The 25,300-nt window shown below is 70.1% G+C and carries 19 protein-coding genes and 5 pseudogenes; 20 read left to right on the forward strand and 4 right to left on the reverse strand.

Annotation, left to right across the window (positions count from 1 at the left end):
- Positions 1-245: 245 nt before the first annotated feature.
- Complete coding sequence (locus ACIPYQ_RS24565; protein WP_401254867.1) at positions 246-1,565, forward strand: hypothetical protein; 1,320 nt, start codon at positions 246-248, stop codon at positions 1,563-1,565.
- Positions 1,566-1,846: 281 nt separating this feature from the next.
- Positions 1,847-2,008: pseudogene (locus ACIPYQ_RS24570) on the forward strand (pirin family protein); the annotation flags it as partial.
- Positions 2,009-2,468: 460 nt separating this feature from the next.
- On the opposite strand, the pseudogene ACIPYQ_RS24575 reads toward ACIPYQ_RS24570, so the two are convergent.
- A pseudogene (locus ACIPYQ_RS24575) lies at positions 2,469-3,035 on the reverse strand (transposase family protein); the annotation flags it as partial.
- Positions 3,036-4,179: 1,144 nt separating this feature from the next.
- Between ACIPYQ_RS24575 and ACIPYQ_RS24580 the strand changes: the two are divergent.
- Together ACIPYQ_RS24580 and ACIPYQ_RS24585 are read left to right on the forward strand one after the other, a co-directional pair.
- Positions 4,180-4,611 carry a cupin domain-containing protein gene (locus tag ACIPYQ_RS24580; protein WP_401254870.1) on the forward strand — a complete coding sequence of 144 codons (432 nt, stop codon included), beginning with the start codon at positions 4,180-4,182 and terminating at the stop codon, positions 4,609-4,611.
- 798 nt (positions 4,612-5,409) lie between these two features.
- Complete coding sequence (locus tag ACIPYQ_RS24585; protein WP_401254873.1) at positions 5,410-6,303, forward strand: hypothetical protein; 894 nt, start codon at positions 5,410-5,412, stop codon at positions 6,301-6,303.
- 205 nt (positions 6,304-6,508) lie between these two features.
- On the opposite strand, the gene ACIPYQ_RS24590 is transcribed toward ACIPYQ_RS24585, so the two are convergent.
- Positions 6,509-8,875: an arylsulfatase gene (locus ACIPYQ_RS24590; protein ID WP_401254876.1), complete on the reverse strand. Its 2,367-nt coding sequence runs from the start codon at positions 8,873-8,875 to the stop codon at positions 6,509-6,511.
- A gap of 710 nt (positions 8,876-9,585) precedes the next feature.
- Between ACIPYQ_RS24590 and ACIPYQ_RS24595 the strand changes: the two are divergent.
- Positions 9,586-9,872: pseudogene (locus ACIPYQ_RS24595) on the forward strand (multicopper oxidase domain-containing protein); the annotation flags it as partial.
- A 663-nt stretch (positions 9,873-10,535) separates the two neighbouring features.
- A complete protein-coding gene (locus tag ACIPYQ_RS24600) occupies positions 10,536-10,901 on the forward strand; it encodes a multicopper oxidase domain-containing protein (RefSeq protein WP_401255043.1) in 366 nt (121 codons plus the stop codon).
- Between the two features lie 404 nt (positions 10,902-11,305).
- On the opposite strand, the gene ACIPYQ_RS24605 is transcribed toward ACIPYQ_RS24600, so the two are convergent.
- Complete coding sequence (locus ACIPYQ_RS24605; RefSeq protein WP_244291040.1) at positions 11,306-11,461, reverse strand: DUF6131 family protein; 156 nt, start codon at positions 11,459-11,461, stop codon at positions 11,306-11,308.
- Positions 11,462-11,720: 259 nt separating this feature from the next.
- Here ACIPYQ_RS24605 and ACIPYQ_RS24610 point away from each other — a divergent pair, with 259 nt between their 5' ends.
- Positions 11,721-11,963, forward strand: coding sequence for a hypothetical protein (locus ACIPYQ_RS24610; RefSeq protein ID WP_401254880.1), 243 nt, complete (start codon positions 11,721-11,723; stop codon positions 11,961-11,963).
- A gap of 19 nt (positions 11,964-11,982) precedes the next feature.
- Here the strand turns inward: ACIPYQ_RS24610 and ACIPYQ_RS24615 are convergent.
- Positions 11,983-12,623, reverse strand: a pseudogene (locus tag ACIPYQ_RS24615) (phosphatidylserine/phosphatidylglycerophosphate/cardiolipin synthase family protein); the annotation flags it as partial.
- Positions 12,624-13,298: 675 nt separating this feature from the next.
- On the opposite strand from ACIPYQ_RS24615, the gene ACIPYQ_RS24620 reads away from it, so the two are divergent.
- The 13 genes and pseudogenes from ACIPYQ_RS24620 (at position 13,299) to ACIPYQ_RS24680 (ending at position 25,287) form a co-directional block, all read left to right on the forward strand.
- Positions 13,299-13,649, forward strand: coding sequence for a MerR family transcriptional regulator (locus tag ACIPYQ_RS24620; protein ID WP_314250781.1), 351 nt, complete (start codon positions 13,299-13,301; stop codon positions 13,647-13,649).
- Positions 13,650-14,032: 383 nt separating this feature from the next.
- Entirely contained in the window at positions 14,033-14,236 is a 204-nt protein-coding gene (locus tag ACIPYQ_RS24625; RefSeq protein WP_030722003.1) for a cold-shock protein, read from the forward strand.
- A gap of 323 nt (positions 14,237-14,559) precedes the next feature.
- Positions 14,560-16,077, forward strand: a complete 1,518-nt coding sequence (locus tag ACIPYQ_RS24630; protein ID WP_401254884.1) for a DEAD/DEAH box helicase — start codon at positions 14,560-14,562, stop codon at positions 16,075-16,077.
- Positions 16,078-16,123: 46 nt separating this feature from the next.
- Positions 16,124-16,528 carry a CBS domain-containing protein gene (locus tag ACIPYQ_RS24635; protein ID WP_401254887.1) on the forward strand — a complete coding sequence of 135 codons (405 nt, stop codon included), beginning with the start codon at positions 16,124-16,126 and terminating at the stop codon, positions 16,526-16,528.
- A gap of 128 nt (positions 16,529-16,656) precedes the next feature.
- Positions 16,657-17,461, forward strand: a pseudogene (locus tag ACIPYQ_RS24640) (alpha/beta fold hydrolase).
- Positions 17,461-18,747: a PP2C family protein-serine/threonine phosphatase gene (locus ACIPYQ_RS24645; protein WP_401254890.1), complete on the forward strand. Its 1,287-nt coding sequence runs from the start codon at positions 17,461-17,463 to the stop codon at positions 18,745-18,747. The pseudogene ACIPYQ_RS24640 and the gene ACIPYQ_RS24645 overlap by 1 nt, the downstream one beginning before the upstream one ends.
- Positions 18,744-19,103, forward strand: coding sequence for an STAS domain-containing protein (locus ACIPYQ_RS24650; RefSeq protein ID WP_401254893.1), 360 nt, complete (start codon positions 18,744-18,746; stop codon positions 19,101-19,103). The genes ACIPYQ_RS24645 and ACIPYQ_RS24650 overlap by 4 nt, the downstream gene beginning before the upstream one ends.
- A gap of 241 nt (positions 19,104-19,344) precedes the next feature.
- The gene (locus tag ACIPYQ_RS24655) at positions 19,345-21,681 is read left to right on the forward strand and encodes a pectinesterase family protein (RefSeq protein ID WP_401254896.1); all 2,337 of its coding nucleotides are present in this window, start codon (positions 19,345-19,347) and stop codon (positions 21,679-21,681) included.
- 37 nt (positions 21,682-21,718) lie between these two features.
- Complete coding sequence (locus ACIPYQ_RS24660) at positions 21,719-22,246, forward strand: SigE family RNA polymerase sigma factor (protein WP_401254899.1); 528 nt, start codon at positions 21,719-21,721, stop codon at positions 22,244-22,246.
- Positions 22,243-22,950, forward strand: a complete 708-nt coding sequence (locus tag ACIPYQ_RS24665; protein ID WP_401254902.1) for a hypothetical protein — start codon at positions 22,243-22,245, stop codon at positions 22,948-22,950. Before ACIPYQ_RS24660 ends, ACIPYQ_RS24665 begins: the two co-directional genes overlap by 4 nt.
- A gap of 139 nt (positions 22,951-23,089) precedes the next feature.
- Positions 23,090-24,316 carry a PP2C family protein-serine/threonine phosphatase gene (locus ACIPYQ_RS24670; protein WP_401254905.1) on the forward strand — a complete coding sequence of 409 codons (1,227 nt, stop codon included), beginning with the start codon at positions 23,090-23,092 and terminating at the stop codon, positions 24,314-24,316.
- 201 nt (positions 24,317-24,517) lie between these two features.
- Positions 24,518-25,093 (forward strand): DUF5994 family protein, encoded by a 576-nt coding sequence (locus tag ACIPYQ_RS24675; RefSeq protein ID WP_401254908.1) that lies wholly within the window; start codon positions 24,518-24,520, stop codon positions 25,091-25,093.
- A 5-nt stretch (positions 25,094-25,098) separates the two neighbouring features.
- Complete coding sequence (locus ACIPYQ_RS24680) at positions 25,099-25,287, forward strand: hypothetical protein (RefSeq protein WP_362802128.1); 189 nt, start codon at positions 25,099-25,101, stop codon at positions 25,285-25,287.
- Positions 25,288-25,300 lie beyond the last annotated feature (13 nt).

Genomic DNA, 25,300 nt, shown 5'->3' on the forward strand with positions numbered 1-25,300 from the left:
CCTGGAACGCCTGGCATCGGCTTGGCATCCGCTTGGCGTCGGCCTGTCGCGACGGGAACTGCCCCGTCCGAACATGTGGTTCCCGTCTGCGCCCGACTCTGCCCGAACGGACGCGGGAAGGCGTTCGATCAGGCCGCCGCATGCTGCACCGGGCCGGAATCGAGTATTCCGTCGGATGGAATGGGACGACCGGTGGCCGACCCTGCGGCCACCTGCCCGGAACACCACTTCGAGGAGACACCACCATGGCACTCGCCTGCGGCCACGACGCCCCCGCCTACGGCCTCCCGGTCTGCGAGCACATCCGGACCGCGACCGACGAGGTCTACTTCTCCATCCACTACACCGGGCACGGCCTCGAGCATCAGCGGATATGCGCCCTGTGCCGCGAAGAAGCCCAACACGGCCGGCCGGTCACCACCGGCCGCATCTGTGAGGACTGTTCGGACACCTCGTACGGGAGCGTGGTCGACTCCGTCGGGCGCCCTGAGACCATCGATGCCTCCCGCCCTGTCCCGGGCGCCGGACCCCTGGTCCCGTTCCCCGCGGACACGGGTACGGTCCTGGACCTCGCTCCAACCGAGCGGGGACTGCTGCTGCTCGCGGCCGACGGGCGGATCCTGCTGTGGGACGCCGAGGCGGGCTCCTGCACGCACCTGGCCACCACCGGCGTCAGCGTGCCGGCTGATGCGGAGCCGTGGAACGGGCACGACAAGGCCCTGCGGCTGCACGCCTCCCGCAACGGCCGGTTCGCCGCCGTCGCCGTCGACTTCGGCCGCACCGGCGAGGTGATCGACCTGACCACCGGAGCGGTCACCGCGGTCCTGGAGAACGACGGGTACCACAGCGAGACCGTCCCCTACTCCCTCCTGTTCACCGAGCACGCCGGCCGCGACGTCGTCCTGCACCGCACCCGGTGGAACCGGATCGCGGGCACGGACCCGGCGACCGGCGAGCCCGTCCTCCTGATGCCGGAGTCCGAGAAGGAGGCCGCCTGGGCGCACAGCTTCCACGGCGCGCTCCACCTCAGCCCGGGCGGCACCCGCCTGGCTTCGGACACCTGGCTGTGGCACCCGCTGGGCCAGCCCGTCACCTGGGACCTCGCCCGGTGGTTCGCCGACGGGGAGTCCGCCTGGCACGGCGAGCAGCCCGCCGTCGAATTCCGGCGGCTGCCTCCTTGCGAGTACCACTGGAACCGGCCCATGGTCTGGCTGGACGAGGCGCGGATCGTCCTCGGCGGGCTCGGAGACGACGACGAGGCAGTGGTCCCCGGCGCCCGCGTCTTCGACGTCACCCGCATGGTCGACCTCGGCGTCCACGGCTCGGGGCCCGACGAGACGGCGACGTTCGGAGGCCCGGAAGGCCGGTTCTTCGCCGCCGACGGCCTGCTGTACTCGGCAGGCGGACCCGGCCTGGAGATCTGGGACCCCACCTCCGGCGCCCGCATCGGTTCCGTCCCCGGCTTCCACCCCACCCACCACGACACCGTCCGCCGCGAACTCGTACAGCTCACCGCGGACGGCGTCCGCCGCCGCCCGACGACCGAAAGCCTGCCCACCGGCTGAAGGGCGGAGGCCTGTGTGCTGCGCGGACAGCCACCACTCCTGTCAGAGGGTTGCAGTCTGCCGCTGTTCAGGCGGGAGCTTGATCCGTGACTGGTCCGGAGACGGAGGCTGAGAGACCGAATCGACTACCTCGGGTAATTGTGTGGAGTCGTAACCACGTCGGGCGAGATGCCGAGCAACTCCTGGTCAGGCCCGTGGCCGTGGTGCCCTGATGCTGACTTTTGCTGACTTTGAGGGACGCGTAACGCTCTGACCTGCGGAAACGTGGAGCGATCCAATGGTTCTGGAACTGGATCGGACGGTCCCAGGAAGATATCGCACAGGCCCGCGAGGACTGGATGAACGGCACCCGCTACGGCGAGGTGAAGGGCTACGACGGCCCTCCGATTCCGGCCCCGGAACTCCCCTCAACTCGTCTGAAGCCCAGGGGGAGGGTGCGCTGAACTGCGCCTATGCCCTGATGGTGAGGCCCGGGCCAGTGGCCGCGCTGTCGCTCCGCTTCTGGAGGTTCGTCGTAAGGCTGCGAGGCCTCCGGAAGCGCCTCCCGATCTTGAGGTCGGGTCTCATGTGAAGCAGGCTGTGGTCAGGTCTAGTCGGACGAATGCTGACCCTTTTGCTGACTCTACTGACGAGTAGTTTGATGTTGGGGGAGGAAGTTCGGGCGCGCCTCCCGGCAGGGGAACGTCATGCCGAGGGGGCTGGCCCTGGACTCTTCGGCTGCCGCGAACAGCTCCAGGTGAGCTCTCCTGCGAGGCTGCGGCCTGCTGTCGATCCGTCGCGGAGGTCGGTGCGCGACGTTGTGGACAGTCACCAAAGCGCGGTGTTGAGCCGCCGCTGTCGGCCCTGTTCTCGTACACCGAGAAGATCACCCGGCAGTGCGGGTGTGGGCCTTGATCTCCCGGGGCGCGGCGAGAGCTGCCTCGAACTGCGTGGGCAATGAGAACGAGAGCGAGGGGCGTCACCCCGCTCTCGGCGTTCGGCACCGCCCTGCACGGGCTCGCCGTGGCAGGCCTTGCCGGCGGCTTTGGCGCCGGATTCCTCCCATGCCTTGCAGTCGTTGCGGTTGCCGGGCAGGGGCTGGCCGACCACAACGACCAGGCGGGTGTCGGCGTCGATGACGACCTGGTGGTTGGTCGAGTACCGGTAGTTCTTGGACTGCTCCGCCACGGCGTGGTCCCGGGTCGGGACCAGGGTGCCGTCCACGATGAGCACAGTGTCCTTGGCGAACGGCTTGCGGGGTTGGAGCGCGAGCAACGGCCCGATGTGGTCGATGATGCGGTCCGCTGCAGACTTGGATACCCCGAAGAGCGGGGCGAGCTGGTGCATCGTCAAGTTCGTTCGCCAGTACGCCGCGACCAGTAGAGTCCGGTCCTCCAGCGGGAGACTCCACGTCCGGCCCTTGCGGACCGCATCAGCACTCCAGCGTCCAGCCTCGGCGGCGTCGCCGTAGAGCCGGTACACCTCGGCCAGTGCTTGAGGCGGCCGTACGTCTTCGTGGTCTGGCTGACCTGCTCGGTGATGCGGTAGACGTCGTCGGCGACGAGGCTGTTGAGGTTGACGGCGAAGGCCTCGCCGTTGCGCATGCCGCAGCCGCTCATGAGGTCGGCGATGAGGAGGAGCCGGTCGTCGTCGGCGGTGCGTATGTCGCGGAGCTGGGCGGGGGAGGGGATGACCGCTCGCTCGGGGTCGTACTGCGGGGGCTTGACGCCCAGGACGGGGTTCTCGGTGTAGATGCCGAGGCGGTAGGCGTCGAGGAGGACTGACTTGACCTTGTCGAAGGCGTTGGACTGGGTGGCGAGGCCGGCGCCGTTGCGTTCCATGGTGCGGATGAAGCCGTCGACGACCTTGTGGTCGAAGGTGCTCATACGGCGACTGCCGAGGGTGGGGAGGATGTGGTGCTCGAGGAGGGACTCCAGGGTGCGGCGCGAGGACTCTGGGAGGTCGCGCTGGCCGGCCTTCCATTCCGCGGTGTACTCGCGGAACTGCATCGCGCCGTACTTCTGGATGCGCTCGGCCTTGCCCTGGTTCCTTGGGGCGGCCTTGTTCTCCTGGTAGGCCGCCGTGAGGCGGTCGATGGCCTTGTCCTGGGTGGGAAAGCCGGCCTCCTCGGTCTGCTTGCCGGCCCGCACTGCGGTAACGGATCGTGTACTCGTGTGGGCACTTCGACCAGCGGGTCTGCGGGTGCTCGCAGTCCTTGAAGAAGGTGCCCATGCCGTGGGCGAGCGACTTCGTTGCCATGCGGTGCGGGACTCCTCGGGCGCCAATGCTGACCCCATGCCAACTTTGGCGACGGTTCGTCAGGCTGCCGGATGTCTTCCGTAGCCGTCAGAGGTTTCTCGCCTGGCCGGGACGCAGAGGGCGCTTGCGCGCTCCGACGACGAGCGTCGGCATCGACCTCGAGCCCGAGGAGATCGCCCACGTCCTCCGGGGCGCCATCGGCGCCGGCACCCTTCGGGCAGAGGCTGCGAAGTAGCTTCCCGGCTGTCTGGACTTACCGTCGGGGCCGACGCTGAAGTGCGTCGGCCCCGACGGTGCCTACGGTGTGCTGCGGATGCTGGCAGGCCAGGTGGCGGGAACTGCTCGTACGCCGTCGGCTGCCTGGTGTACTACCCACATGGCAGATCAGAAGCAGTGCACGGTCGTGCGGACCGGCACGTATGAAGGCATCCAGGGCGGCACTTTCGGGGCGGGGATCAGCGCCCAGTCAGCGGGCGCGGAGCGGTTGTGTCTGCACCGACTGGTGATGCCGGCGGGGACGCGGGGGCGCCCTCACCTGCACGAGGGGCACGAGTCGGCCATTTTCATCCAGTCCGGGCAGGTCGAGGTCTGGCACGGGGAAGACCTGGCCGAACACGTCGTACTGCGCGCGGGAGACTACATTCACATCCCCGCGGACACGCCCCACATGCCCGTCAATACCGGAGCTGAGGACATGGTGTGCCTGGTTGCACGCACCGATCCAGAAGAACAAGAAGGCGTCCGGCTGCTGGATCTGCCCTCCTGGCTGGAGGCCCGGATCGCCCCGATGCCGGTCGGGGCCGGCTGAGCCTCGAAGTGACGGGAGTTCAGTGACCCGTGCGGCGCGGGAACGCCTGTTGGGTCAGATGCAGGTGCCGGCTCCCGACTGCTCGGCAGGCCGGCTATCCGGTGCGGGGGCGACGAGCCGCCGCGGGCCGGCCGGACACGGTCCGCAGCGTGGTGCCCGCCATTCGTCGGGCGAGGGCGCAGCCCGGATCGGCAATCCCCGGGTCCAGGCGGTCCCACAGAGCTTGTTCGCCATACGGGCAGCGGCCAGGGGCCGTCGGGCCGACAACCCCGCTGCTTTCCGCTCCGACCATCCCGTGAACGGGGGCGTCATCCCGTCCGGATGCCGCACGACGGCCTTCTGCGTCTACCTCCCGGGGCGGTCAGCCGGCCGATCCGCAGTGGCTGGAATGGCGGGGTGGTCGGCTGTACCGGTGGGACACCGCCTGATGAGGCATGGCCAGGCGCCCGTACGTGGGCGCCGGTGCCCGATGGCCGTCAGGCGGCGCGGACGTGCCTTCAGGATCGTTGATGTGCCAGGCGGGAGCCGGAGGCCAGGAGCCGCATTTCAGGGCCATGAAAGAGACAACGAATGCGGTGCTGGGTGCGGACGCGCAGCATGGAGGCATGGTTGCACTCTCGCGGCCCGGGAGGTGTTCGAGGGGCCCCGCGGCCAGTGTCAGACCGGGATCCCCGTCGAGCGGCTCCCGTTCGGGTGCCGGCCAGGAGAGCTCCGGGATCCGTCGACGCCGGATGCCGCCCGGCCTGCCGAACGTCCTGCACGGCTCTCGCAGCCCTCCTGACGGCCGCTCTGGCCATCGTGCCGATCGGCCCCGCCCGCGCCTTCACCGGCGACAATCACGAGGACATCACCCGGGCCGCACTGCCCTGGGAGCCCGTCACACTGACCGAGATGTCCGATGCCCGCGCCGGGGCGATCAACGCCAACGACCACCCCCCGTACTTCGACGTCGGCCCCCTGCACTGCGACAACGCCGACTACCTTGCGCCCCGCTACGCCTCCGACTACCCCCGTACCCGGGACGAGGCCACCACCGAGCTCCTCGCGTGTATCCGTACCTCCGTCACCCGCTTGCGCAACGCGGTCGAGGCCGCCGACGGCCTCGTCGACGCTGACGGCAAGGTGCGCGCCGACCAGAGCGACCTGTCCTCGCACTGCACGTGGGACGGGAAGCCCGGGCGGGCCACGTGCGCCGTCCTCGAACAGCTCGGCCGCGGCTGGCACCAGATCGAGGACTTCTATTCGCACTCCAACTGGAGCGATCGGCCCGCGCCCGGCCCGGTCGGCTTCGACAACCCGCCCGGCCTGGAACGTACGGACGTCGCACCGTTCCCCGACATCCGCCGCTACAGCGCCATGAAGGACGCCGACTGGACCCGGGACGCGCGCGAGCGTATCCCTGCGGACCTCGCCACCGGCTGCTACACCGACATCGATTCCACCGGTGTCGAGCCGGCCGACTGTGACGGGCGCGTCGCCCACAACAGTGCCCTGAACAAGGACACCGCCGCATCGGCCCGCGCCAAGACGGGTGACAACTTCCGCCACGCGACGGCCGGCGCCACCGCCGAGATCACGCGCCAGTGGAACGACTTCAAGACCGAGCTGCTCGCGAAGTACCCGGATCACCGGCGCGGCGCACAGATGGTCTGCGCCCTCGTCCACGATGAGCCGGCCGGCGCCTGCCCCTGACGGGGGAGGGAACGGTCGGACGCCGTTGTGGCAGCGGGGCCCAGGCTCGGGCTTCCGCAGTTGCATCGCCTACGGGGTGCTGCGGCAGGTGCTGGCGGGTGGTAACAGTGGGCTCGTGGCGCTTTCGGCCTGAGCACGTCGGGCTCTCTGGAACCTGGCCATGCATGGACTCGGCAGCGACCGGCGGGTCCACGGTACGGCCCGCTTACTGGCGGGCCATGTGCATGCGCATCTCGCTCTCGGCGTCGACGATGAGGTCGCCGGACAGGTCGACGGTGACGCTGTGGAGGGTGCCGGTGAAGCGGAACGGCGCCCGGTAGTCGGGGGTGACGGCCGAACCGGGGTTGGCGCCGCAGGTCATGCCGCCGGGATTGAACGTGACCGGGGTGGTGACCGGCATGTCGCTCTCGCCGACCAGGCGGCCGTCGATGTAGAGCTGTGCGCGGCCGGGCGCGCCCTTACCGCGGGCGATGTCGGGGGCGCCGGTGGGCTCGAACTCGAAGCGCAGCGCGTGCCGCCCCTCGGGCACGGTTTCGGCGGAGGCGACGTGGTGCAGGGCCCGCTGGACGTAGTTGTGGGCGTAGTGGAGGTGGCCGTCCTTGACGTAGAGGGACCAGCCGCCGGCGTTGGTGCCCTGGCTGATCAGGACGCCCTCCGCGCCGCCGGGCGGGATCTCGACGTCGGCGGTGACGCTGTGCGGGCGGTTGAGGACCCGGGGGGCGACCGCGGCGGGGAGGGACTGGGTGTGGGGGCGCAGGGTGTAGCTGGTCCGGTTCTCGGTGATCTGCGGGCGCTCGGTCATCAGGCGCGCAAAGGCACTGCCGTCGATCGGCATCACGTTGTACTTGCCGGCCTCCATGTACCACAGGGCGATCATCTCGATGAGTTTGCTGCGGTGCTCCTGCTCCTGGGCGAGGTTCCGGGTTTCGGCGATGTCCTGGTCGACGTGGTAGAGCTCCCAGTGGTGGGCGTCGAGGTCGTCGAGGTCCGCCATGGTGATCGGGGCGCCGAAAGGCCGCCCGGCCTCGGCGAAGGAGGGGCCGGGCCAGGGGCAGACCGCCCGCCATCCGTCGTGGTCGATCGCCCGGTGTCCGAACATCTCGTAGTACTGGGTGCGGTGGCGGCTCGCCGCCGCGGCGTCGTCGAAGGTGTGGGCGAAGCTGACCCCGTGCAGGGGCGACTGGGTGACACCCCGGATGGTCGCGGGTGCCTCGATGCCGAGGACGTCCAGGACGGTGGGCACCATGTCGATGATGTGCGCGAACTGGCCGCGGACCTCGCCGCGGGCCTTGATGCCGCTGGGCCAGTGGACGAGGAAGGGGTCGCTGACGCCGCCGCGGTAGGTCTCCCGCTTCCACCGCCGGAACGGGGTGTTGCCCGCCCACGTCCATCCCCACGGGTAGTGGTTGAACGTGGTGGGCCCACCGAGCTCGTCGATCCGCGCCAGGCTCTCCTCCAGCGTCTCGGGCGCGTTGTTGAAGGCCTGCAGCTCGTTGGTGGTGCCGGTGACGCCGCCCTCGGGACTCGCACCGTTGTCGGAGACCACCATGATCAGCGTGTTGTCGAACTCGCCGGTCTCCTTCAGGAAGTCCAGCAGCCGCCCGAGGTGGTGGTCGGTGTGGGAGAGGAACCCGGCGTAGACCTCCATCATCCGTGCCGCCAGGCGCCGCGCGTCGGGCGTGAGCGACTCCCACGCGGGCACGTCCGGATCGTGCGGGGACAACTGCGCGTCCGCCGGCACCACACCGAGCTCCTTCTGCCGGGCGAAGGTGCGCTCGCGGTAAGCGTCCCAGCCGTCGTCGAACCGCCCCCGGTAGCGGTCCGCCCACTCCTTCGGCACATGGTGCGGGGCATGCGCCGCACCCGTGCACAGGTTCAGGAAGAACGGCTTGTCCGGGGCGACCTGCTTGGCATCGGCGATGAACGAGATCGCCCGCTCGACCAGGTCCTCCGTCAGGTGGTAGCCCTCCTCCGGCGTGGCCGGCGGCTCGACCTGGTGGTTGTCGTACACCAGGTCCGGATACCACTGACTCGTATCCCCGCCCAGGAACCCGTAGAACCGCTCGAAGCCCCGCCCCAGCGGCCACCGGTCGTACGGGCCCGCGGCCGACTCCTGCTCCGATTGCGTCAGGTGCCACTTGCCGACCATGTACGTGTTGTAGCCGTGCTGCAGCAGCATCTCCGACAGGAACCCGTTCTCGAACGGGATCTGCCCGTCGTAACCCGGATAGCCGGTGGCCAGCTCCGTGATCGCCGCCATGCCGTTCGCGTGATGGTTGCGGCCCGTGATGATGCAGGAACGCGACGGCGAGCACAGCGAGGTGGTGTGCATGTTGCTGTACAGCAGCCCGCCCGCGGCCAGCGCGTCCAGATTCGGCGTCTCGATCGGACTGCCGTAGCAGCCGAACTGCCCGAACCCCGTGTCATCGAACACGACGAACAACACGTTCGGCGCACCCGCCACCGCCCGCACCGGCTGCGGCCACGCCGGACTCGACTCCTCGGTCGTCCGCCCGATCACCCCCGGGAACCGCTGCCCCGGCCGGTACTCACTCCACGACGACTGCGCCATCTGTCTCCGTCCCACCATCGGTGCGAGCACCGGTGCTGTGTGTGCGACTGTGCGGCCTGCCCCGAGATCGAGCCGTGCCGCGGCACGCGATGACGGGGCAGACGACGCAGGCCGTCGGACCGGGGCAGGCCCGAACTCCTCCACGCTAAAACGCCACCGTCACCCCGGCGACCGGGCTGCGCCGTCCGGTCCCTGCCACGGGACGGCACCCTGATCGGCTACCGCATCTACGAGGCCGGCTCTCTCACCACGGCTCTCTCACTACGGCGCTCGCGCCGAATCTGCCGGTACTCCTGCTCGGCTGGGCGCTCCTCGAAGGTCGAGCACCGGGCCCGCATTCGGGCCCGCGCCCCTGAACCGACTCGGGGGCGGTGTGGGGGTCGGCCCCGGGTCGGTCCCCGATGTGGGGCGCGAGCACCGTCCCTAGCGTCATGGGCATGCCGAAAAACGTGACCAGCGGGAACACCGGGAACAACGGGAACACCGGGAGCGGCGGCAAGCCCCGGATGCCGCGTCGGAAGCGGACGTTGCTGATCCTCGGTTCGCTGGTCGCGGGCTCCGCCCTGGTCATCGGCGCGCTCTTCACCTGGCTCTACACCGGAGCCAAGGTGTCCACCGTCGGCGCGGTGGATTTCCGCAACGCCCTCGCGGTGCCGCCCCTCGCCCCGTCCACCGTGGACGCGGAGGGGACCCGCGTCTTCGATCTGCGGATGCAGGCGGGGGAGACCGGGTTCACCCCCGGGACCGGGACCCCGACCTGGGGTTTCAACGGCAGTCACCTCGGCCCCACCCTCCGTGCGGCGAAGGGCGAGAAGGTCCGGGTGAAGGTGGCCAACACCTGCCGGAGGAATCCACCGTCCACTGGCACGGCATGCACCTGCCCGCCGCGATGGACGGCGGCCCGCACCAGACGGTGCCGGCGGGCGGCAGCTGGGCCCCCGAGTGGACGATCGCGCAGCCGGCCTCGACCCTCTGGTACCACCCGCACCCGCACGGTGCGACCGAAACGCACGTCCAGCGCGGCCTCGCGGGCCTGTTCCTCCTGGACGACGCGGAGTCGGCGCCCCTGCCCCTGCCCAAGACGTACGGGACCGACGACATCCCGGTCATCGTCCAGGACGTGTCCTTCGACGGCGCGAAGCTCGACCACGGCCACAAGCTGATGCGCAACGTCGGGTTCCTCGGCGACCGGACGATGGTCAACGGCACCCTGGACCCGTACGTCACCGTCGAGGACGAACTGGTCCGGCTGCGCCTGCTGAACGCCTCCACCGCCCGCGTCTGCACCTTCGGCCTCGACGACGGCCGCGCGTTCCGGCAGATAGCCTCGGACGGCGGCCTCCTCGAAGCCCCGCACACGACCAGTCGCCTGCGCCTGTCGCCGGGGGAGCGCGCGGAGATCGTCGTACGGATGCAGCCGGGCGAGCGAAGGATCCTGCGCTCCTACCCCCTGGACGCCGGCCTGGACTTCTGGAACCAGCGCTTCGGGGGCGGCGACGACTCCTTCGACGTCATGCAGCTGCGCGCGGCGCCCACCCTGAGGCCGTCGGCGGAGCTGCCGGCGGCGCTGGTGGCACCGGCGCTCCCCACCGGTGAGGACTCGGCCCGCAGCCGCTTCTTCGAGCTCAAGATGTCCGGCATCAACGGCCGCAAGATGGACATGTCCCGGGTGGACGAGACGGTCACCCGCGGCACGGCCGAGACCTGGACCCTCCGTAACGACGACGGGATGCCGCACAACTTCCACGTCCACGACGTCCAGTTCCGCATCCTTGACATCAATGGGGCCGCCCCGCAGCCGTCGTTGCGGGGGCCGAAGGACACCGTGTTCGTCCCGTCCGGTTCGACGGTCCGCATCGCACTGCGCTTCGACGGCCCCGCGGACCCGGATACCCCGTACATGTACCACTGCCACCTGCTGTACCACGAGGACAGGGGCATGATGGGCCAGTTCGTGGTGGTCGACCCGGGCCGTCCGCTGTCCACCCCGAAGCCCCCACCCGCCTCCGGCCCACACCAGCACTAGGGGGTGTGGGAGAGGGGCAGTCGATCCCACCGCGTTCCGACGCAGCCAACCACTCCTCGGCATCACCCGTGCGCCACGGCCTGTAGTTGTAGTACTGAGGAGCTGCTGCGCGAAGAGGACCTGCGCAGCGAAGGCAGCCGACCCGAGCGCGGCCCCGCGCACGCAGAGCCTGGCAGGAGCCCGTAGTCACCCCGGCCGGGCTCTGTCAGGTCCGGGATGGTTCCGGCTGTTGTCCCCACGTACGGTCCGCACTGGGGCGGTCCGGGCGCACAGCCCTGTCGGGCGGCGCTCACGAAGTCCAGCAGGCCCGACTGCGCCGTCAAAGAGGGGAATCCCTCGCCGTGCGGGGCCGGGATGGCTTCCGTTCCTTGGCTTCTGACCCTGCCTGTCTCCATTTCCTACGGCTACCAGTAGTGCTTGCGTCCGCCGACGGAGTGTCCGAGGGCGCCCAGGATCCAGAGGATGGCTCCGATGACGACGAGGATGGCGCCGATGGTCCACAGGATGCTGATTCCCGCGACGAAGCCGATGACCAGGAGAATGACGCCGAGGATGATCATGGTCACCTCCGATTTCGCTGTGACTCTCCTTTCAGCCTAGGCGCGTCCGGCGCTGTCGGCGTGCCATGCCTGGTAGGTGCCATGCCGACCGGCGGAGTCGCCCGCGGGCGACCGGGGCGCGGCCCCGGACTGCCCGTTCGGCACGCGGTGGGAGCAGCGTGCGCAGGTACCGGCCGGCACCGGGTTCGAGGCCTCCGACGGACTACGGGCGACGGGGCGGGGTAGCCGCGGGGCATAGGCACCACCGAGGGAGGACACGGTGACGGACCAGGAAGAGTCCAGACAGCCCGCGCGGCGGACCACGCCGTCCGAGGCCGTGGGCGAGAGCGGTGACCGTGAGGCCCGGCAGCAGGCGGACGATGCCGTTGTCCAGCGCTCGGGCACGGCGGAGGGCGACGCGGATGCCGGGGGCCACCGTGCCAAGCGCCACCGTCCGGGCATCGGCCGTGAGGAGCAGATCCACCCCGATGGCGAGCTGCAGGAGAACTCCGAGGATCGCTGACGTCAGCCTGAACCGGTCCCACGGCGAGCGCGACCTCTTTGTCGTGGTCCAGGGAGCGACGGTTGAAGTTGGTGGAGCTGGTGAGTGCCGCGATCTGGTCGACGGTGATGACCTTGGCGTGCATCATCGTCGGCTGGTACTCGAAGATCTTCACCCCGCAGGCGAGGAGGTCCGCGTACGCGTTCTGACCAGCCGGCCGGCAGGCGCGCTTGTCGGGGGCCGGGCAGGAGTATCCCGACCTCGATGCCCCGCCGTGCTGCCGCGCACAGCAGCTCGATGAAGTAGGCGTCCGGGGCGAAGTAGGCGGTGGACAGGCGGAAGCGATGCTGGGCGGATTCGATGGCGACCCGGATCAGGGTCTGCATGTCCTGCCAGCCGATACTGGCCGATCCCCCGGACCACCTGCACCACCGCCCCGCGCTGCGGCGCGTGCTCGGTGAAGCGGTCCCGGTCGTCGAAGAGGGTGTCGTGGCACTCGGCCCAGTTCTTCAGGAAAGCGGCGGCAACGCCGTCCACGGCGGGGCCGCGCAGCCGGACGTGGGCGTCGCGCCACTCGTTCTCGTTGCGGGCGTTGCCGCACCGTTCCTCGGCGATGCCGCCTCCGCCGGTGAACGCCGTCTGTTCGTCGACGACGAGCACTTTGCGGTGGCAGCGGTGGTTCGACGCTGTCCAGCATCGGCGTCTCTCGCTGCCCGCTGCCCGCTGCCCGCTGCCCGCTGCCCGCTGCCCGCTGCCCGCTGCCCGCTGCGCCGGTGTGGCCTTCCGCCTGCCACCGTTGCTGTTCGAGGCCGATTACCTATCTGTCGAACACGCGAAAATCTATGGTGGCCAGAGTAGACATTGGGTGGTGGCCTGGTTATGGTTTCTCTCGTAGGCCAGAGAGACAGCAGGGCCCGGCAGAGATGAACTGCCGGGCGCGGTGCCCGTAAACGCAGTTCGTAGGACGGTGCGGTGGTGGAGCTCCGAAGCCAGGGCTGTTGCAGCAGGGCGACGGGGCTGATGACCGGACCGGGTGGCCCGCGGTGATCAGGGGCCGCCATGAGCAGTACGCAGTTGACGCAGCAAGCAGGTTGATCACCGAGGGAAGAACGGAGGAACCGCGCCATCAGGATCGCCCGGGCGGAAGTCCTGAGCCCGGGTACCGCAGGACATCGACAGTGAGGTGGTCTCCGGTCAAGCAACCGCGATCCCCGCACCCCCGACTTCGTTCAAGTCGGGCATGCGGAAACAGAAGGCCGGCTCGGAACTGGTGCCGGCAGATGGTGTAGAAGTTCCCTCGGGGCCCTGGTGCCGTACGGCACCAGGGCCCCTCCATGTGTTTCAGAGAGAGGTGCAATGACAGCAGAGAATCCGACGGGCCCGCTCGGCGGCCACCTGGACGACGACGACTACCCCGCCTACACCATGGGTCGTGCCGCAGAGATGCTCGGCACCACCCCGGGCTTCCTCCGTGCCATCGGCGAAGCCCGCCTGATCACGCCGCTCCGCTCCGAGGGCGGCCACCGCCGCTACTCCCGCTACCAGCTGCGCATCGCGGCCCGAGCCCGGGAACTCGTCGATCAGGGAACCCCCGTCGAAGCCGCCTGCCGCATCGTCATCCTCGAGGACCAGCTCGAGGAAGCCCAGCGCCTCAATGCCGAGTACCGCCGCGCCGCCGCGTCGTCCGGCCCGCCGACCGCGGTCTGAGGTGGGCGAGCCCGCCGGTCCCGGTGGGCCGCGCACCCGCGGGTGTCGGGGCGTGGTGGTGCTCGTATCCCTCTGTTCAAAAAAGCGTTGCGCCTGGGCTGCCAATATCTATCACCGCGATGCAAGGATTTAGCGGTCCATGCGGAGAGGGTTTTTAGCGCGGCGACCACGGTGAATTGTTATTCGTACGCAGACCGCTACGGCATGCTAGTGTCGATCTCAGTTGCAGTCGTGGTTCCCAAAACTTCAAGTGCCTCCAGCCGGTCTCCGTGCCCTATGGGAGTGCTTCGTATTTCCGGGTCATTTTCCGGCGGGGCATCATCGCGGCGACACGGTGTCCGTGCAGTGCGGATCCCGCTGTACTGCCCCAAAGGAGATCTGACATGGCATCTGGCACCGTGAAGTGGTTCAACGCGGCAAAGGGTTTCGGCTTCATCGAGCAGGACGGTGGCGGCGCCGACGTGTTCGCCCACTTCTCGAACATCGCCGCCCAGGGCTTCCGCGAGCTGGCTGAAGGCCAGAAGGTCACCTTCGACATCGCGCAGGGCCAGAAGGGTCCGACGGCCGAGAACATCGTCCCCGCCTGACGCTGACGCGCACTTCGTAGCTGGGGCCCGCATCCTTCGGGGTGCGGGCCCCAGCTGCAGGCATCTCCCGCAGTGGGTTCACCTGCGGGATGCCCTTCACCACCCAGAGGCGCTGCTCCGGCACGCGGACCTCTTCGGACGTGCGCCCGAGTTGATCTCGGGGATTTCACGTCCAGCATCACCCATTTTCACAGCGGCGCCCGCACGGACTCCCTGAGGCCGGCTTCGCTTTCGCATTCCATTCGGCCCGTTCTTGCGATTCCCCGCGCTGTTCTTCTGCTGCCGGAATTCCTTGATGCGCGCCGTGTCAAGGAAGGTTCTGAATGAACCCCGTACGTACGAACAACCGCTCCGCTCGCACCCGCAGCCGCACCGGTGGCCCCGCTTTCGGTTCCGCTGCCGGTTCAGGCCGGGGCAGCCGCTTCGGTACCTCCGCCCCGAGCCGTTCGGGCGGTCCGAGCCGTTCGGGCGGCTACGGCCGGCGGCCCGCCGCGGTGCAGGGCGAGTTCGCCCCGCCGAAGACGCTCACTCCTGCCCTCCCTGCCGTCGGGGCCTTCGCCGACCTGGACATGCCCGGGGAGTTGCTGGCCGCCCTCGGCGCGCAGGGCGTGAGCGTGCCGTTCCCGATCCAGGGAGCCACCCTGCCCAACACCCTCGCGGGCCGCGACGTGCTCGGCCGCGGCCGCACCGGCTCCGGCAAGACCCTGGCCTTCGGCCTCGCTCTGCTCGCCCGTACGGCCGGGCAGCGCGCCGAGCCCCGTCAGCCCCTCGCCCTGATCCTCGTACCGACGCGTGAGCTCGCGCAGCAGGTGACCGACGCGCTCACTCCGTACGCCCGCTCGGTGAAGCTGCGCCTGGCCACGGTCGTCGGCGGGATGCCGATCGGCAGGCAGGCGGGCGCGCTGCGTGCCGGCGCCGAGGTCGTCGTCGCGACGCCCGGACGGCTGAAGGACCTCATCGACCGCGGGGACTGCCGGCTGAACCAGGTCGCGATCACCGTCCTGGACGAAGCCGACCAGATGGCCGACATGGGTTTCATGCCGCAGGTCACCGCGCTGCTCGACCAGGTGCGCCCCGAAGGCCAGCGGATGCTGTTCTCCGCCACCCTGGACCGCAACGTCGACCTGCTGGTGCGCCGCTACCTGACCGACCCCGTCGTGCACTCGGTGGATCCCTCGGCCGGTGCCGTCACCACGATGGAGCACCACGTGTTGCACGTGCACGGGGCCGACAAGCACCGGACGACAACGGAGATCGCGGCGCGCGAGGGCCGGGTGATCATGTTCCTGGACACCAAGCACGCCGTCGACCGGCTGACCCAGGACCTGCTGAACAGCGGTGTCCGGGCCGCCGCCCTGCACGGCGGGAAGTCGCAGCCCCAGCGCACCCGCACCCTCGCCCAGTTCAAGACCGGACACGTCACGGTCCTGGTCGCCACCAACGTCGCCGCCCGCGGCATCCACGTCGACAACCTCGACCTCGTGGTCAACGTGGACCCGCCGACCGACCACAAGGACTACCTCCACCGCGGAGGCCGTACCGCCCGCGCCGGGGAGTCCGGCAGTGTCGTCACCCTCGTGACGCCCCACCAGCGCCGCGACATGACCCGCCTCATGGCCGCCGCCGGCATCGTCCCGCAGACCACCCAGGTCCGCTCGGGTGAGGAGGCGCTGAACCGGATCACCGGCGCCCAGGCCCCCTCCGGCATCCCGGTCACCATCACCGCGCCGGTGTCCGAGCGGCCCAAGCGCAGCGCGGCCTCCCGCAGCCGGCGCGGTCCCGCTTCGGCGGCGCGGCGCCTGAACGTGCGCCGGTCCGCCTTCAACGCGGCGGCGGTCTGAGAACCACTTGATCAGGAAACTGACCCATCTCTGCAGGAGGCACGTTTTGACGCTGGTCCAGATGCAGTTCCGCTCGGTGAGTGCCAACCCCGCGCACCGGGCGGTGGTCGATGCCATGGAGGCCGCCGGGCCGCAGGTCTGCGACGACATGACGGTCGAAGTGGCCTTGTCCGTCATGGCCAGTGCCCGCGCGGGACATCTGCTGGTCTGCGACGAGGACGGCCTGTGTGCCGGTCTGGTGACCCCGGCCCAGCTCGCGGCCGTCCGTGACGGACACGCTTACACGGACCGGATCCGGCTGCGCGATGTCCTCGGTGACTGCGGGCCGTCCACCTCGCCCCTCACCACGATGGCCGAAGCCGAGCACGCGATGCGCTACCGCCGGCTCGATGCCCTGCCCGTCGTCGACGAACAAGGCAGCGCCCTGGGCGTCCTCGCCCTTGCACGCTGAACCGCCTCACCGCGGTCGGACCGTTCCCCCGGCGCCCTGCCGACCGTCTCACTGACGGGACCGGCGTGAGCACACCCCCGACTGCGTCGGCAGTACTGACGCTCCAGACCGATGAACAGGATGACGGGATGGATGTCCTCCGCAGGAACAACGTGAAGGTCAGCGGATCACCCGGCAGCCCCGTGGTGATGCTGGCGCACGGGTTCGGCTGTGACCAGAACATGTGGGGACTGGTGGCCCCGGCGCTGGCCGAGGAATTTCCAGGTGGTCCTGTTCGACTACGTCGGGTCGGGCGGCTCCGACCCGTCCGCCTGGAGCGCCGAACGCTACGGCTCACTGGACGGATACGCCCGCGACGTGGTCGAGGTGTGCGAGGCCCTCGACCTACGGGACGTGGCCTTCGTCGGACATTCGGTCAGCGCGATGATCGGGGTACGGGCGGCGGCCACCACCCCCGAGCGGTTCTCCTCCCTGGTCATGGTCGGCCCTTCCCCTTGCTACATCGACGACGACGCCTACCGCGGCGGCTTCAGCGCCGAGGACATCGACGAGCTGCTGGAGTCGCTCGAGTCGAACTACCTCGGCTGGTCGGCCACGATGGCACCGGTGATCATGGCCAACCCCGAACGTCCGGAACTGGGGGAGGAGCTGACCAACAGTTTCTGCGCCACCGATCCGGCGATCGCCCGCGTCTTCGCCCGCACCACGTTCCTCTCCGACAGCCGTGACGACCTGAAGTCGGTGGGCGTACCGACGCTGGTACTGGAATGCGCCCAGGACGTGATCGCGCCGCGCGAAGTCGGCGGCTACGTCCACGCGGCCATCCCCGGAAGCCGCCTGGTCACCCTGGACGCAACGGGTCACTGCCCCCAGCTGAGCGCTCCCGAGGCCACCACGTCAGCCATTCGCGCGTTCCTGCGGGAGCTGCGGTGATGGGGTGCACGGCCCAGAACCCTGAGCGGCCCGAGGGCGAAGAGTCCGCCACCGACGCGGTGTTCTCCTCCCTGCTGGAGGACACCGCCGAAGAGCTCTACGAATCCGCCCCCTGCGGCTACCTGTCCACCCTGATGGACGGCACCATCGCAAAGATCAACGGAACGCTCCTGGACTGGCTCGGCCTCAGGCGCGAGGAAGTCGTGGGCCGTAGACGCTTCACCGACCTCCTCACGATCGGCGGCAAGCTCTACCACGAGACGCACTTCGCACCGCTCCTGCGGATGCAGGGAAAGATCAGCGAGATAGCGATGGAACTCAAGGCACCGGGCGGCGGGCGTCTCCCGGTCCTGGTCACCTCCCGCGTGAAGACGAGCGGCGACGGCGAGCCGATGCTGATCCGCACCACCGTCTTCGACGCACGACAGCGCCGCGCCTACGAAGGCGAGCTGCTCCGCGAGCGTCAGGTGGCGGAGGAAGCCCGCCGACAGGCCGAAGCCGACAGGGAGCGGCTGCGTGAAGCACTCGCGGTGCTCCAGCAGAGCCTGCTCCCCGCCGCCCTGCCCGCGGTGCCCGGAATGGCAGCGGCCTCCCACTACCACACCGCCTCCGTCGACCGGCTGGGCGGAGACTTCTACGACCTGTTCCCGCTGGACGACAAGCGCTGGGCGTTCTTCCTCGGCGACGTCTGCGGCAAAGGCCCCCAGGCTGCCGCCGTGACCTCCCTGACCCGCTACACCCTGCGTGCCGCAGCCCTCCACGATTCCGACCCCGTAGCCGCGCTGTCCACCTTGAACACCGTGCTGCACGAGCGGTTCACGAGTGGGGACCCGCGCTACTGCACCGCGATCTTCGGTGTGATGGAACCCGACCCCAGCACCGGAACGGTCGCCGTGCACCTCGCGTCCGGGGGCCATCCCCCCGCACTCGTCGTGCGTGCCGACGGCCGGGCCGACTACCTCCCCACCCCCGGCGGCCTGCTCATCGGAATCCTGCCCGACCCCCGCTTCACCCCTGCCTCCACCACGCTCGGCCCCGGCGACTCCCTCCTCCTCTACACCGACGGCCTCACCGAAGCCCGCGTCGGCACGAACCGCGAGCTCTACGGCGAAGACGCCCTGCGGACTTTCACCGCCGGTCTCGCCCCTGCAGGGGCACACGAGCTGATCACCGCCCTCACCGGTCTCCTGGACGGCTTCGGTGAGGGCCTGGACGACGACACGGCTCTGCTCGCCCTCGGCGTGCCCCGTCCCATCCCCGTTGCGCGAGAGCACGATCTGACATGAGCGCCCTGACGATCACCGCCCGAGACGCCTCCACCGGCCCCGTGCTGGAAATCTCCGGCGACCTCGACTACGACCAGGCCCCCCGCCTTCGACAGGCCGTGACAGAGCTCAGCCTGGAGCCAGGACATCGCCTCGTCCTGGACCTCTCCCGCATACGGTTCTGCGACTCCAGCGGCATCACCGCCCTCATCGTCGCCCGCAACCACGCTGTCGCGGCCCAGGCGGACATCGCCCTGGCGGCGGTCCCCGACAACACGATCCGCATCCTGCGCATCGTCGGCCTCGACCGGGTCTTCACGATCCACCCCGACGTCGGCACGGCCACAGCACACCGACCGGCCACCAGGCGTCCCTGATGGCGCGGGTGCCGTAGGAGGTGCCCGTTCGGGACGTGTGACCCGGCCGCCGAGGCCGCGGGAAGTATTTCGGCGGGCGCCCGGCAACCTTTCGGGCTCCGGCGGCAACTGAGGGGTGAACAGCGCACCTCACCCAAGGAGCCACCGCCCATGTCCGCTTCCCCCCCACCGCCGCCCCACCGCACGCCGAAGGCTCGCCCTGGCCGGAGCGGCCACCCTGGTCGCCGCCGGTCTCGGCGCCGTGCCGCTGGTCGTGAAGGCCGACGCCGTGGCACCCGCCGACCTCGCCCACGACGTGCTGCCCGCCCGGGACGGCTGGGCCGCGAGCGGCTCGGGCACCACCGGCGGCCGTGCCGCGGACGCGGCTCACGTCTTCACCGTCTCCACCCGCGCCGAGCTGGCGAGAGCCCTGGCAGCGGGCCCGGCCGGCGCCCCGCGGATCGTCCGGGTCAAGGGCCTGATCGACGCCGGCACCGACGACAGCGGGAAGCCGCAGAGCTGCGCCGACCACGCCGCCGGTACCGGCTATTCGCTCGACTCCTACCTCAAGGCTTACGATCCCGCCGTCTGGGGGCGTGCCAAGGTGCCCTCCGGCGCCCAGGAGGACGCCCGCAGGGCGGCCCAGGCCAGGCAGGCCGCCCGCATGGTGTTCACCGTGCCGGCTCGTACCACGGTCATCGGCGTGCCCGGCACCGGAGCGGGCATCACCGGCGGCAGCCTCGTGGTGAAGAACGCCGACAACGTGATCATCCGGAACCTGTCGCTCACCGACGTCCGGGACTGCTTCCCGCAGTGGGACCCGACCGACGGCTCCACCGGCAACTGGAACTCCGCCTACGACGCCGTCAGCCTGCGCGGCGCCACCCATGTCTGGGTCGACCACAACAGCTTCTCCGACGACCCGCACCCCGACTCCGCCAACCCGGTCCGCTTCGGACGTGAGTACCAGGTCCACGACGGCGCCCTCGACATCACCAACGCCTCCGACCTGGTCACCGTCGGATACAACACGTTCAGCAACCACGACAAGACCATGCTGATCGGCAGCAGCGACAAGGACACCAAACTGCGGGTGACGCTCCACCACAACGTCTTCCGGGGCATCGTCCAGCGCGCCCCCCTCGCCCGCGTGGGTCAGATCCACCTGTACGACAACTATTACGACACCACGGCGTCGGAGGGCTACGCGCACAGCTACAGCGTCAACTCCCGGGCCGGCGCCCAGGTCGTCGCGCAGAACAACTACTGGAAGCTCTCCCCCGACCGGAAGACCTCCCAGCTGCTCAGCGGCGACGGCACCGGAGCCATCGCGGGCAGCGGCAACCTCGTCGGCGGCGCCCCCGTGGACCTGGTCGCCGCCCACAACTCCGCCGATCCCGGGAAGAAGATCAAGACCACCGTCGACTGGCGGCCCACCCTCACCGCCGGACTCGAACCCGCCGCCGGACTGCCGGCGAAACTGGCGGCGAAGGCCGGCGCCGGCATCCTCACCGACACCGGCGGCAAGGCGGCACCCGCCCCCTCCGGTCCGGCCGGCGGCCGTACGCTGACGGTCGCCGCCGACGGCTCCGCGGCCCACCGCTCCGTACAGGCCGCCGTCGACGCCGCCACCGCGGGCGACACCGTCCTCGTCGCGCGCGGCACCTACCGCGAGACGGTGAACGTCCCCGCCTCCAAGCACGCACTGACCCTCAAAGGCGCCACCGGCAACGCCGAGGACGTCGTCATCACCCACGACAACGCCTCCGGCACACCGAAGCCCGGAGGCGGTACGTACGGAACCGCGGGCAGTGCCACCGCGACCTTCTCGGCCAACGACATCACCGTCACCGGTGTGACGGTCGAGAACACGTGGGAGAGGTCGGCTCACCCGGACGTCAGGGACACGCAGGCCGTGGCGGTCAACGCGTCCGGCGACCGCCAGAAGTACCTCAACTCGCGTTTCATCGGACACCAGGACACCGTCCTCAACTGGGCTCCCTCCGCCACCGGCCAGTACCGGCAGTACTTCCGACACTGCTTCATCGCGGGGGACGTCGACTTCGTCTTCGGCAACGCCACCGCCGTCTACGACCAGGTCAACGTCACCCTGCGCGACCGGGGCGCCGCGGCCGGCGGCCACATCGGATACCTCGCCGCACCGAACACCGACGCGGCCAAGCCGTACGGGATCCTCATCACCGACAGCACGATCAGCAGCCCCGCCCGACCCGGGACCTACTACCTCGGCCGGCCCTGGCACCCGGGCCCGAGCGCGGTCGGCCAGCTGGTCATCCGCAACACGAGCCTGCCCGCGGCCCTGAAGACCGAGGGGCCGTGGACGGACATGGGGGCTTCTCCTGGAAGTCGGCCCGGTTCGCCGAATACGCCAACACGGGCCCCGGCGCCGGAACCGGAGCGAACCGTCCCCAGCTCGCCCCGGACCGGGCCGCAGCCCACACCGCCCGCGCCTACCTGGCCGGCACCGACGGCTGGAACCCGACGGACTGATGGGCGTCACCGTGCGGACCAGGCCCGGGCGAACCGAAGCGTCCGAACGAACGCTCGAACGGACTGCTACGCTCCGGCCCCTGCCTGAGAACGCCCCCGTAGCACCGAGAGGCCGTACCGAGGCCATGACCGAAGACGAGGCGGCCGTGGAGTTCCACGCGTTCTTCGAACGCCACCACGCCGAACTCTCCCGCCTGGCGTACCTGCTGACCGGGGAGGCGGATGCCGCCGACGACCTCGCAGCGGACGCGATGGTCGCGCTCTGGCACCGCTGGGACAGGGCCCGCCGTGCCGACTCCGCGGCTGCCTACGCCCGCGGAGTCGTCGCCAACCTCGCCCGCAGCCGGATCCGGAGCACGGTGCGCGAGCGGCGGCGCGTCCTGCTGTTCTGGTCGCACCGCCCGGAGCGGACCGACGGCCCGGACATGGCCGCCGTCATGGACGTACGGGCCGCCCTGGACACGCTGCCGTTCCGCAAACGCGCCTGCGTGGTGCTGAGGTACGCCTTCGACCTCTCGGAGAAGGACACCGCGGCGGCACTCGGGATATCGGTGGGTACGGTGAAGAGCCAGACCTCGAAGGGTACGGCGGAACTGCAGCGGCTGCTCGGTACCCGGGCCGCCGGCGAGCTGGTGGGAAGGGGAAGCCGGTGACCGACGAACTGCGCGGCCTGCTGCGCGAGAGCGCCGAAGCCCACCTGCCCGACCGGGCCCGCATGCTGGCCCGGGTCGAGCGCGGCACGGCCCGTCCCGGCACCGCCCGCCGATCGCGGGACCGCGAGCGCACCCGCGCCCTGTCCTGGCCGAGGATCGTCCTCGCGACCCTGGCCACCGCCGGAACCCTGACGGCGAGCGCCCTCATGGTGGTCGCCGCCGTGCACACCCCGGACCCGCCACGGAATCCGATGGCCGCCGCCCCGTCCGCCGGCGGCCATGCGGTGCCACCGACGGCCGCGGGCAGCCGGACCGAGGACGGTCCCCTGTGGGCCGACGGCTCCGTCGACCCCCACAGCAACGCCTACTGGGCACAGAGCAACGTCACCCTCAAGGCGGGGGAACCGCTCACCGCGCTCGTCGTCGAGCTGCGCATCGCCCTCACCGAGGGGGTGAAGGACACCGGGAGCTGGCGGACCCGCCCCGCCGCGGACTTCGACCTCTCCGCCCGCCAGGAAGGTGGCTTCCTCGTCTACCGGTGGACCCTCAGACCCGGCAGGACCGTCCCGCCCGGCGAGCACGTCTTCGCCGGCCAGTACGACCACGCCGCCGGCGGGCGCGATGCGAAGGACGACACGTACCGGATCGACGCCACTGCCGGTGCCGCGGAGAGCGGCGCCGCCGTGTGGGGCGGGTTCGCGTAGGCCGCGTCCACGCCCCGCGATCGGCGTGGGCCGACATGCCGCGCATGGCGCAATGAGCCGCTCCGGCGGTTTCCCAGGTCACCTTGTGCGGAGGCGGTGACCGGCGCGGGTGGGCAGGAACGAGGCGGCGAGGCGGGTCGTGAACGAGGAGAGCGTGGACCGGGCCGAGGGTTTCGGCGAGCGGCCGCTCGGCCTGCTGCTGCACCGGGCGCGGCTGATGCCACCGCTGCTGATCGGCCCACTGATCGCGGAGGAGATGGCCGGGATCGGAGGCCGTGACGTTTCCATCCTGCTCCAGGACTACGCGCAGGAGCTGCTGGTGCCGCTTCCCGGCAGGAAGCTGCACGTCGGCCGGCCCCAGCCGGTGATCGACTCCCCGGCCGGGCGGGCCTTCCTGCGCGGGGAGGCCGTCGAGGTACCGCAGGCCCACGGCGGCGTCCGGATGTACGTGCCGCTGCCGGACGGCAACGACACGGTGGGCGTCATGGCCCTCACCCTGGACGACGTCGTCGACGACGACCGGCGCCTGCTGCGCCGGCTCGCCGGGCTGGTCGCCGATCTGCTGGTCACCAAGAACGCCTACACCGACCAGTTCTTCCTGGCCCGGCGCCGGGAGCCGATGAGCGTGTCCGCGGAGATCCAGTGGAGCCTGCTGCCGCCGCTGACGATGACCGTGCCGCAGGTCGCGGTGGCCGGCATCCTGGAGCCCGCCTACCGCGTCGCCGGAGACAGCTTCGACTACGCACTCAACGACAACATCCTGCACATGGCCGTGATCGACGCGATGGGCCACGGCCTGAACGCCGCCGCGATGGCGACCATCGCCATCGGCGCCTACCGGCATGCCCGGCGGGTGTCCGTCAGCCTGGCCGAGAAGTACACGTACATGGACGACGCCATCTCCCGGCAGTTCGGTCCCGACCACTTCGTCACCGCCCAGCTGATGCACCTGAACGTCGCCACCGGTGAGCTGGAGCTGGTCAACGCGGGGCACCCCGCGCCGCTGCTGATCCGCGACGGCAGGGTCGTGCGGCAGCTGGAGAGCGCGACGACGCTGCCCGTCGGCTTCGGCGGCGAGGAGCCCCGCATCAGAGAGCACACTCTCCAGCAAGGCGACCGCGTGCTCTGCTACACCGACGGCATCATCGAAGAGCATGTCGCCGGCGGGGAGTTGTTCGGCGAGGAACGCCTCATCCGGTGCGTCGACCGCCTCGGGGAAAGGCCGTCGGAGGGGATGCGGGCAGATCTGCGCAGGCTCTCCCATACGCTGAAGAGCGAACGAGGCGGGCACACCAGCGACGACGCCACCCTCTTCATGATCGAATGGCGCGGGGGCGCCGCCGACCACCTCGCGGTTCTCGACTGAACGCCTCGAAGCCGAGGAGATCGGCGGTCCTCCCCCCCGCCTCCGCCGGAAAATACCTGGTCACAGCGGTCTTTACCCACCGAATAGGCGTACAGTGAAAGCACCGGAAGTACTTCGAGCACCGGCTTCACGCGGGTGTCATTTCCGGCGATCGCCTAAAAACCGGGCTGCCGACGGGCAGTCCGGGGGCAGGTCCGCATCATGACCACGACCCTCGACCGGACCGCGCCCCGCGACCTCGCCGCAGAGCTCCCGGCACGCTTGTCCCTCACCCCGAAGACCACTCTCGCAGGTCAGCTGGACGGTGCCTGGTGGCCGTACTCACGTGACCTCGAAGCCGAGCTCCCCGCTCTCGCCGCCGCTCTGGACGAGACCTGGGGGCGCATCACCCGCGTCAGCGTGAACCCCAGCCGCTGGCCGGTCGTCCCGCGCACGGTTGCCGTGGCCGGGCACGTGCTGCACGTGGGCTGGTTCACCGAACAGGATCCCGACAAGCTGATCCTGCTCTCCTACACCGTCGGCCGCTGGGACCTCCTGGTGATCCCGCCCGAGACCGAGCCCGCGGCCGCGGCCCGGCTGATGGCCGCCGCCGCGATCCCGGGCAGCGTCCTGGCCGCCGACGTCCTGATGGCCAACGAGACCGTCATCGGGCGCGGCATCCGCGACGCCCGCCGCCGGGAAGCCACCTGGGAGGGCGAAGGCGGGGCCTGCATGTCCCCCTTCGGGGAGCCGATGGGACGGACCGCCCTGCCGCTGACCGGAAACGGCTGGAGGTGAGCTCCGTGGAAACCGTCGTCCTCATCGCAGTGATCATCCTCATGATCGGCATCGGAATGCGCTGGATCCACCTGCTGAACGCCCAGCACGACGCGCGGATCGAGGCCTACCGCTTCAGTGACCCCCTGCCGAGGCCTCCCGGCCTGCCGGACGACACCGGTCGTCGAGCCCACCATCCGGGTGCCGACCGGTGAGGAACAGACCTTC

The organism is Streptomyces sp. NPDC090045, assembly GCF_044747975.1.
Taxonomy (GTDB): Bacteria; Actinomycetota; Actinomycetes; order Streptomycetales; family Streptomycetaceae; genus Streptomyces.

What these genes read in the sequence shown, in the direction of transcription:
- ACIPYQ_RS24675 (WP_401254908.1), top strand. Translation starts at nt 24,518, where the DNA reads ATGACCACGACCCTCGACCGGACCGCGCCCCGCGACCTCGCCGCAGAG.
- ACIPYQ_RS24625 (WP_030722003.1), top strand. Translation starts at nt 14,033, where the DNA reads ATGGCATCTGGCACCGTGAAGTGGTTCAACGCGGCAAAGGGTTTCGGC.
- ACIPYQ_RS24590 (WP_401254876.1), bottom strand. Translation starts at nt 8,875, where the DNA reads ATGGCGCAGTCGTCGTGGAGTGAGTACCGGCCGGGGCAGCGGTTCCCG.
- ACIPYQ_RS24620 (WP_314250781.1), top strand. Translation starts at nt 13,299, where the DNA reads ATGACAGCAGAGAATCCGACGGGCCCGCTCGGCGGCCACCTGGACGAC.
- ACIPYQ_RS24645 (WP_401254890.1), top strand. Translation starts at nt 17,461, where the DNA reads ATGGGGTGCACGGCCCAGAACCCTGAGCGGCCCGAGGGCGAAGAGTCC.
- ACIPYQ_RS24565 (WP_401254867.1), top strand. Translation starts at nt 246, where the DNA reads ATGGCACTCGCCTGCGGCCACGACGCCCCCGCCTACGGCCTCCCGGTC.
- ACIPYQ_RS24605 (WP_244291040.1), bottom strand. Translation starts at nt 11,461, where the DNA reads ATGATCATCCTCGGCGTCATTCTCCTGGTCATCGGCTTCGTCGCGGGA.
- ACIPYQ_RS24650 (WP_401254893.1), top strand. Translation starts at nt 18,744, where the DNA reads ATGAGCGCCCTGACGATCACCGCCCGAGACGCCTCCACCGGCCCCGTG.
- ACIPYQ_RS24600 (WP_401255043.1), top strand. Translation starts at nt 10,536, where the DNA reads ATGTCCCGGGTGGACGAGACGGTCACCCGCGGCACGGCCGAGACCTGG.
- ACIPYQ_RS24660 (WP_401254899.1), top strand. Translation starts at nt 21,719, where the DNA reads ATGACCGAAGACGAGGCGGCCGTGGAGTTCCACGCGTTCTTCGAACGC.
- ACIPYQ_RS24580 (WP_401254870.1), top strand. Translation starts at nt 4,180, where the DNA reads ATGGCAGATCAGAAGCAGTGCACGGTCGTGCGGACCGGCACGTATGAA.
- ACIPYQ_RS24630 (WP_401254884.1), top strand. Translation starts at nt 14,560, where the DNA reads ATGAACCCCGTACGTACGAACAACCGCTCCGCTCGCACCCGCAGCCGC.